This is a genomic window from uncultured Microbacterium sp. (genome assembly GCF_947488465.1).
GTDB lineage: Bacteria > Actinomycetota > Actinomycetes > Actinomycetales > Microbacteriaceae > Microbacterium.
In genome coordinates this window covers 264,796-270,978 of record NZ_CANKZA010000005.1, presented here as the reverse complement: position 1 = coordinate 270,978, position 6,183 = coordinate 264,796, and the positions used below count along the sequence as shown (strand labels likewise).

At 67.4% G+C, this 6,183-nt stretch carries 5 protein-coding genes; 3 read left to right on the top strand and 2 right to left on the bottom strand.

Annotated features, from left to right (window positions below):
• Nucleotides 1-208: 208 nt before the first annotated feature.
• The gene (locus Q0653_RS12500; RefSeq protein WP_298944839.1) at nt 209-1,183 is read right to left on the bottom strand and encodes a type II CAAX endopeptidase family protein; all 975 of its coding nucleotides are present in this window, start codon (nt 1,181-1,183) and stop codon (nt 209-211) included.
• A gap of 71 nt (nt 1,184-1,254) precedes the next feature.
• Between Q0653_RS12500 and Q0653_RS12495 the strand changes: the two genes are divergently transcribed.
• The 3 genes from Q0653_RS12495 to Q0653_RS12485 all read left to right on the top strand — a co-directional run bounded on the left by Q0653_RS12495 (nt 1,255) and on the right by Q0653_RS12485 (nt 4,298).
• Nucleotides 1,255-1,947: a response regulator transcription factor gene (locus tag Q0653_RS12495; protein ID WP_298744009.1), complete on the top strand. Its 693-nt coding sequence runs from the start codon at nt 1,255-1,257 to the stop codon at nt 1,945-1,947.
• Nucleotides 1,948-1,956: 9 nt separating this feature from the next.
• Complete coding sequence (locus Q0653_RS12490; RefSeq protein WP_298944836.1) at nt 1,957-3,687, top strand: HAMP domain-containing sensor histidine kinase; 1,731 nt, start codon at nt 1,957-1,959, stop codon at nt 3,685-3,687.
• A 323-nt stretch (nt 3,688-4,010) separates the two neighbouring features.
• Nucleotides 4,011-4,298 carry a WXG100 family type VII secretion target gene (locus Q0653_RS12485; protein WP_298744015.1) on the top strand — a complete coding sequence of 96 codons (288 nt, stop codon included), beginning with the start codon at nt 4,011-4,013 and terminating at the stop codon, nt 4,296-4,298.
• Between the two features lie 187 nt (nt 4,299-4,485).
• On the opposite strand, the gene groL is transcribed toward Q0653_RS12485, so the two are convergent.
• Nucleotides 4,486-6,105 (bottom strand): chaperonin GroEL, encoded by a 1,620-nt coding sequence (groL, locus tag Q0653_RS12480; RefSeq protein WP_298744017.1) that lies wholly within the window; start codon nt 6,103-6,105, stop codon nt 4,486-4,488.
• Between the last annotated feature and the right edge of the window lie 78 nt (nt 6,106-6,183).

The following is a 6,183-nucleotide window of genomic DNA, read 5'->3' as shown; positions in this document are numbered from 1 at the left end:
CTCGCTGGTACGGGGCAGATTGAGCCCCCTCGTCCTGCGCCCACCATCAGGGGGCGCATTCTGCCCACCCCACCCTCGTGCAGGGCAGATTGAGCCCCCTCCTCCAGGCACCCCCATCAAGGGGGCACATTCTGTCCACCCCCTCGCGGGTACGGGGCAGAATGAGCCCCCTCCTCGCACGGCGAGGGAGCGCAGCGCGCCGAATCGCCTACTGCTGAGGCAGCGGCTGCGACTGAGGCACGGGCTGCGCCCACGTCACCGGCGCAGGAACGGTCAGCACGAGAGTGCGCGGCAGGTGTGAGCGGCGGTAGAGCCATTCGACGACGGCGACGTATCCACCGATCAGCACCGCCGAGGACAGCAGACTGAAGACCCCCTGGTCGGTCGCCGTGGGGTCTCCTCCACCTGCGAGGCCCAGCAGGAATCCCAGCAGGTTGTTGACGACGTGGAGGGCAATGGCGGCTTCCAGCCCGCCCGTCCGCCACGTGAGCCAGCCGGCAGCGACGGCGAAGATCCCGACACCGATCTGGCCGTAGATGTCATAGAGGTGCCCGAGGACGAACAGCGGCACGGGCAGCAGGATCGCGAACGCCGGATGCTTCAGCCACCGCCCGATCGCCTGCATGAGGTAGCCGCGGAAGAGGTACTCTTCGGCCGCCGCCTGGACGGGCACGAGCAGAAGCAGGACGATGAGCGTTGCCCACCAGAGCGGGTTCTCCGCCGGCGGGGTGGAGGGCGCCGCATCCGTCGGAATGAGCAGGGACAACGCCGTGAGCACCACGGCGATCACGGCGGCGGCGCCGGTGCACAGCAGCATCCAGCGCCAGCGCAACCGGCCCGCGGCGGACGAGATCAGCCCGATGCGTCGTCCGTTCACGATGAGGGATGCCAGCACGTAGGCCGGGAGCATGAGCGCGATCGTCCCGAGCAGAATCGACACGAGGAACGGGTCGGTCAGATCGAACGTGGGGTTCACCGTCATGGCCTCGAGCTCGCCGAGGAGCGACGCATCAGCGAAGGCCGCGATCACCGTGACGACGAGCACGACCACGAGGAAAGCGATGTAGAAGGCCAGGGAGAGCAGCCCCGTCGCGAGGGGGGTCCACCACCCGCTCCGGCGGCGCGCGAAGATGAGTCGGTGGAAGGCCAAGCCTTCCGTGGTGGCGTCGAGGGGAAGCGTCATGAATCCATCATGGCTCACGCGCTCGGCCCGATATCCAGCAAACTGAACGATTCCGGTGCCAGACTGACCCTATGACTGCACCGCGCATCCTCGTTGTGGACGATGAACCGAACATCCGCGACTTGCTCGTCACGAGCCTCCGCTTCGCGGGATACCAGGTGCGCGCCGTGTCCAACGGCGCGCAGACCATCTCGGCTGTCCTCGAGGAAGAACCCGATCTCATCGTCCTCGACGTCATGCTGCCCGACATGAACGGCTTCAGTGTCACCAAGCGCCTGCGTGGCGCCGGGTACACCGCACCGATCCTGTTCCTCACGGCGAAGGACGACACCGAAGACAAGATCGAGGGCCTGAATGCCGGCGGTGACGACTACGTCACGAAGCCGTTCAGCCTCGACGAGATCGTCGCCCGCATCCAGGCGATTCTGCGCCGCACGATGCAGGCCGACGAAGAGTCGACGATCAAGGCCGGCGAACTGTCGATGGATCAAGACACGCACGACGTGCTGGTCGGCGATGTGTCGATCGATCTCAGCCCGACCGAGTTCAAGCTGCTGCGCTACCTCATGCTCAACCCCAATCGGGTGCTCAGCAAGGCGCAGATCCTCGATCATGTGTGGGAGTACGACTTCAACGGCGACGCGGGAATCGTCGAGAGCTACATCTCCTACCTTCGCCGCAAGATCGACCCGTACTCCAGCGAGCCGCTCATCCAGACCAAGCGCGGCTTCGGCTACATGCTGAAGGCCGGCAAGACGGCGTAGCCCGCCGTCATGGACACGACGGGCGCCCCGGCGCGGCACGCGAAGAAGAACGACCGGGTCACCCTGTGGTGGCGCGAGCTGAGCCTGCGGGCCAAAGTCACCGGTGTCACGGTCGCGGTGCTCGCGATCGGCCTGTTCGCCGCGGGGCTCGGAACGGCTGTGTTCCTCCGTAACGCCCAGATCGCCGAGCGTGACCAATCGATCAGCCAGACGGTGACCCTCGATCAGGCCAGCAGCCTGCTCGACGTCGTGGTCGTCGACGGGGTCGCCACTTTCGCCGCGCCCTCCCCCCTCCCCCTCACGACGTTCTACATCGCCGTCTACGGACCCGACGGCACGCGGCTGGCCACCGGCGGTCCGGCGTCGCAGCATCCCCCCGACTTCCCCGATACGTTCGGACTCGACAAAGCACTCATGCAGGGCACATCGACGTTCGACCTCACGTCCGCCGACGGCGAGACCGTCTTCCACGCCGCCGTCGACATCCTGCAGATTCCGGGGGCGCGCGAATCGAATGTGCAACTGCTGGCATTGCCGCTGACACCGGTCACCCAGACCGTGCGGAACTTCCTCGGGATCTATTCGATCCTCGCAGTGCTCACCATGATCGGCGGGGCCCTGGCCACACGGTGGCTGGTGACGCTCGCTTTCCGCAGCCTCGGGCAGGTCGAATCGACGGCGATGTCGATTGCGGCCGGCGACTTCAGCCAGCGCATGGGCGACATCTCGCCGCGCACCGAGGTCGGCCGATTGAAGACGGCGATCAACGCCATGCTCGACCGGATCGACCAGGCACTCGGCCAGCGCGACGCGACCGTACAGCAGATGCGCCGCTTCATCGGCGACGCGAGCCATGAGCTGCGCACCCCCCTCGTCACCGTGCGCGGCTACGCGGAGCTGTACCGGATGGGCGCGATCTCGGGCGACGACCAGATCGCCCAGTCGATGGAACGCATCGAGAAGGAAGCGATCCGGATGGGCGTGCTGGTCGAGGATCTCCTCGCGCTCGCCCGGCTCGACGAGCGCCGTGACATTGTGGTGCGGGACGTCGATCTTCGCCCCATCGCCCGCGACGCCGCATTGGATGCCCGCGCCACGGCGCCGGACCGAGACGTCACGTTCGTCACGCGCGAGGCCGAACGCACGCCCATTGCCCCGACTACCCCGATCGTCACGCCGACGGGCGCGATCCCGCGCCGCTCCGCAACGGGATTCGCCGGGCTCTTGCGTCGTCGCGGACGAGTGGTGCCGGACGGCGAGGTGCCGGCATCCGACGAACCGGCATTCTCCTTCGCGACCGCGGGGCCGCCGCCCATCGTCCTCGGCGACGAGAACCGCATCCGCCAGGTCGTCGCGAACCTGCTCGGCAACGCCCGGCGCTACACACCCGCCGGGTCTCCCATCCAGATCAGCGTCGGGGTCGACGACCAGGCCGGGATGGGGTGGATCGCGGTCGCCGACCACGGCGAGGGCATCCCCGAGCAGATCCGCGACAAGATCTTCCAGCGGTTTTGGCGGGCCGACACCTCGCGCACCCGCGAGACCGGCGGGTCGGGGCTCGGCCTGTCGATCGTCGCCTCCGTCGTCGAGGCCCTCCACGGGTCGATCGCTGTGACCGAAACGCCCGGTGGTGGCGCGACCTTCCGCGTCGCGTTCCCGCTCGCGCAGGCGCGGGATGCCGCCGACCACCTCCTGATCGAGACTCAGCCGCTCCCGCGGATCCGCGCTGTCGACGAGTAGGGCACGGGGCGCGGGCTCGTCGCTGGGCCCCGCTGGGCGCATCCGATCCAGGTGGCGCGATGTGCCCACCCCCGCAAGAACTCCCGGCAGATCGGGCCCCCTCCCCGCGCAGCGGCCTGGACGAGGTGGCACAATCTGCCCAGAGGTGAGCGCGCAGCGGGCAGATCGCGCCCCCTCGCGCGGCGGGCGAGGGGGAACCGACACGGCGCAGAGCCTCCTCCCCAGGAGCGGGACAGCTCGAGTTGTCCTCAGATGAGGGACGACGAGCGGGGGGATGCCGCGCTCCGGCCTAGCGTGGAGCCACATCCACCGGAAGGGACATCATGGCAATCTTCAGCGTCGACAGCGATGCGGTGATCACCGCGACCGCGGCGATCCGGGCGACCGGCGACCGCCTGCAGAGTGAGACGGCATCCATGCTCGCTCAGCTCACGCACCTCCAAGGGTCGTGGACCGGCTCGGCGGCGGCCGCCTTTCAAGGGGTGATCGAGCGCTGGCGCCACGCGCAGAGCGAGCTCGACGCGGCGCTCGGCGACATCGGCGGTGCGCTCGCGCACGCGGGCGACCAGTACGCGCAGACCGAGCTGTCCGCGGCCGGCCTCTTCCGCTGACCGCACCGCGCGGGCGCCCGCCCCACTCCCCCCGCCCCCGTGTCCCACTTGGGGCAGCCCATGTCCCAGAAAGGGTCGTTTTACAGCCGCAGGAACAACCAGAAGTGGGACACACTCGGGTGCGCCGGGCACGCAGAAGGGCCCCTCCGCGAGGAAGGGCCCTTCTGTCATAGCCGAAGCAGTGGACTTAGAAGTCCATGCCACCCGACGGGTCACCCATGGGGGCCGGAGCCTTCTCGGGCTTGTCCGCCACGACGACCTCGGTCGTCAGGAACAGACCGGCGATCGAGGCCGCGTTCTGCAGCGCCGAGCGCGTCACCTTGGCCGGGTCGATGATGCCCTGTGCGAACAGGTCACCGTACTCGCCCGTCGCGGCGTTCAGACCGTGACCGGTCGGCAGCTCCGCGACCTTGTTCGCCACGACGCCGGGCTCGAGACCCGCGTTGAGGGCGATCTGCTTGAGCGGGGCTTCGATCGCCACGCGCACGATGTTCGCGCCCGTCGCCTCGTCACCGCTGAGCTCGAGGCCGTCGAGGACCTTCTTGCCAGCCTGGATGAGCGCCACGCCACCACCGGCGACAATTCCCTCTTCGACGGCAGCCTTCGCGTTGCGCACAGCATCCTCGATGCGGTGCTTGCGCTCCTTGAGCTCGACCTCGGTCGCCGCTCCCGCCTTGATGACGGCGACGCCACCGGCGAGCTTGGCGAGACGCTCCTGGAGCTTCTCACGGTCGTAGTCGCTGTCGGTGTTGTCGATCTCGCGCTTGATCTGCGTGACGCGACCCTCGATCTGGTCGGCTTCGCCGGCGCCCTCGATGATCGTGGTCTCATCCTTGGTGATGATGATCTTGCGGGCACGACCGAGCAGGTCCGTGGTGGCGTTCTCGAGCTTGAGACCGACCTCCTCGGTGATGACCTGGCCGCCGGTGAGGATCGCGATGTCCTGCAGCTGGGCCTTGCGACGGTCGCCGAAGCCGGGAGCCTTGACGGCAGCCGACTTGAAGATGCCACGGATCTTGTTCAACACCAGCGTCGCGAGGGCTTCACCCTCGACGTCCTCGGCGATGATGACAAGCTCCTTGCCCTCCTGGATCACCTTGTCGACGATCGGCAGCAGGTCCTTGATGTTGGAGATCTTCTGGTTCGCGATCAGGACGTACGCGTCTTCGAAGACCGCTTCCTGGCGCTCCGGGTCGGTCACGAAGTACGGGTTGATGTACCCCTTGTCGAAGCGCATACCCTCGGTGAGCTCGAGCTCGGTGCCGAAGGTGTTGGACTCCTCGACGGTGACCACACCTTCCTTGCCGACCTTGTCGATCGCCTCAGCGATGAGCTCGCCGATCGCCGTGTCCGCAGCCGAGATCGATGCCGTGGCAGCGATCTCATCCTTGGTCTCGATCTCCTTCGCCGAAGCGAGCAGCTCGTCGGTGATGGCCTTGACGGCCTTCTCGATGCCCTTCTTCAGGGAGATGGGGTCGGCACCGGCTGCGACGTTGCGCAGGCCCTCGCGGACGAGCGCCTGAGCCAGAACGGTCGCGGTGGTGGTTCCGTCACCGGCGACGTCGTCGGTCTTCTTGGCGACCTCCTTGACGAGCTCCGCGCCGATCTTCTCGAACGGGTCGTCGAGTTCGATCTCCTTGGCGATGGAAACGCCGTCGTTCGTGATCGTGGGGGCGCCCCACTTCTTCTCGAGTACGACGTTGCGACCGCGCGGGCCGAGCGTCACCTTGACGGCGTCGGCGAGGATGTTCAGGCCGCGCTCGAGGCCACGGCGGGCCTCTTCGTCGAAAGCGATGATCTTTGCCATAAGTGTGTCGTCCCTCCCGGACGTGAGGATGAGTCTTTAGCACTCACGTGGAGTGAGTGCTAACCCATTCTGGCACTC

Excerpts from the sequence above, each read along its gene's own strand:
- Q0653_RS12500 (WP_298944839.1), bottom strand. The coding sequence starts at position 1,183 with ATGACGCTTCCCCTCGACGCCACCACGGAAGGCTTGGCCTTCCACCGA.
- Q0653_RS12495 (WP_298744009.1), top strand. The coding sequence starts at position 1,255 with ATGACTGCACCGCGCATCCTCGTTGTGGACGATGAACCGAACATCCGC.
- Q0653_RS12490 (WP_298944836.1), top strand. The coding sequence starts at position 1,957 with ATGGACACGACGGGCGCCCCGGCGCGGCACGCGAAGAAGAACGACCGG.
- Q0653_RS12485 (WP_298744015.1), top strand. The coding sequence starts at position 4,011 with ATGGCAATCTTCAGCGTCGACAGCGATGCGGTGATCACCGCGACCGCG.
- groL (WP_298744017.1), bottom strand. The coding sequence starts at position 6,105 with ATGGCAAAGATCATCGCTTTCGACGAAGAGGCCCGCCGTGGCCTCGAG.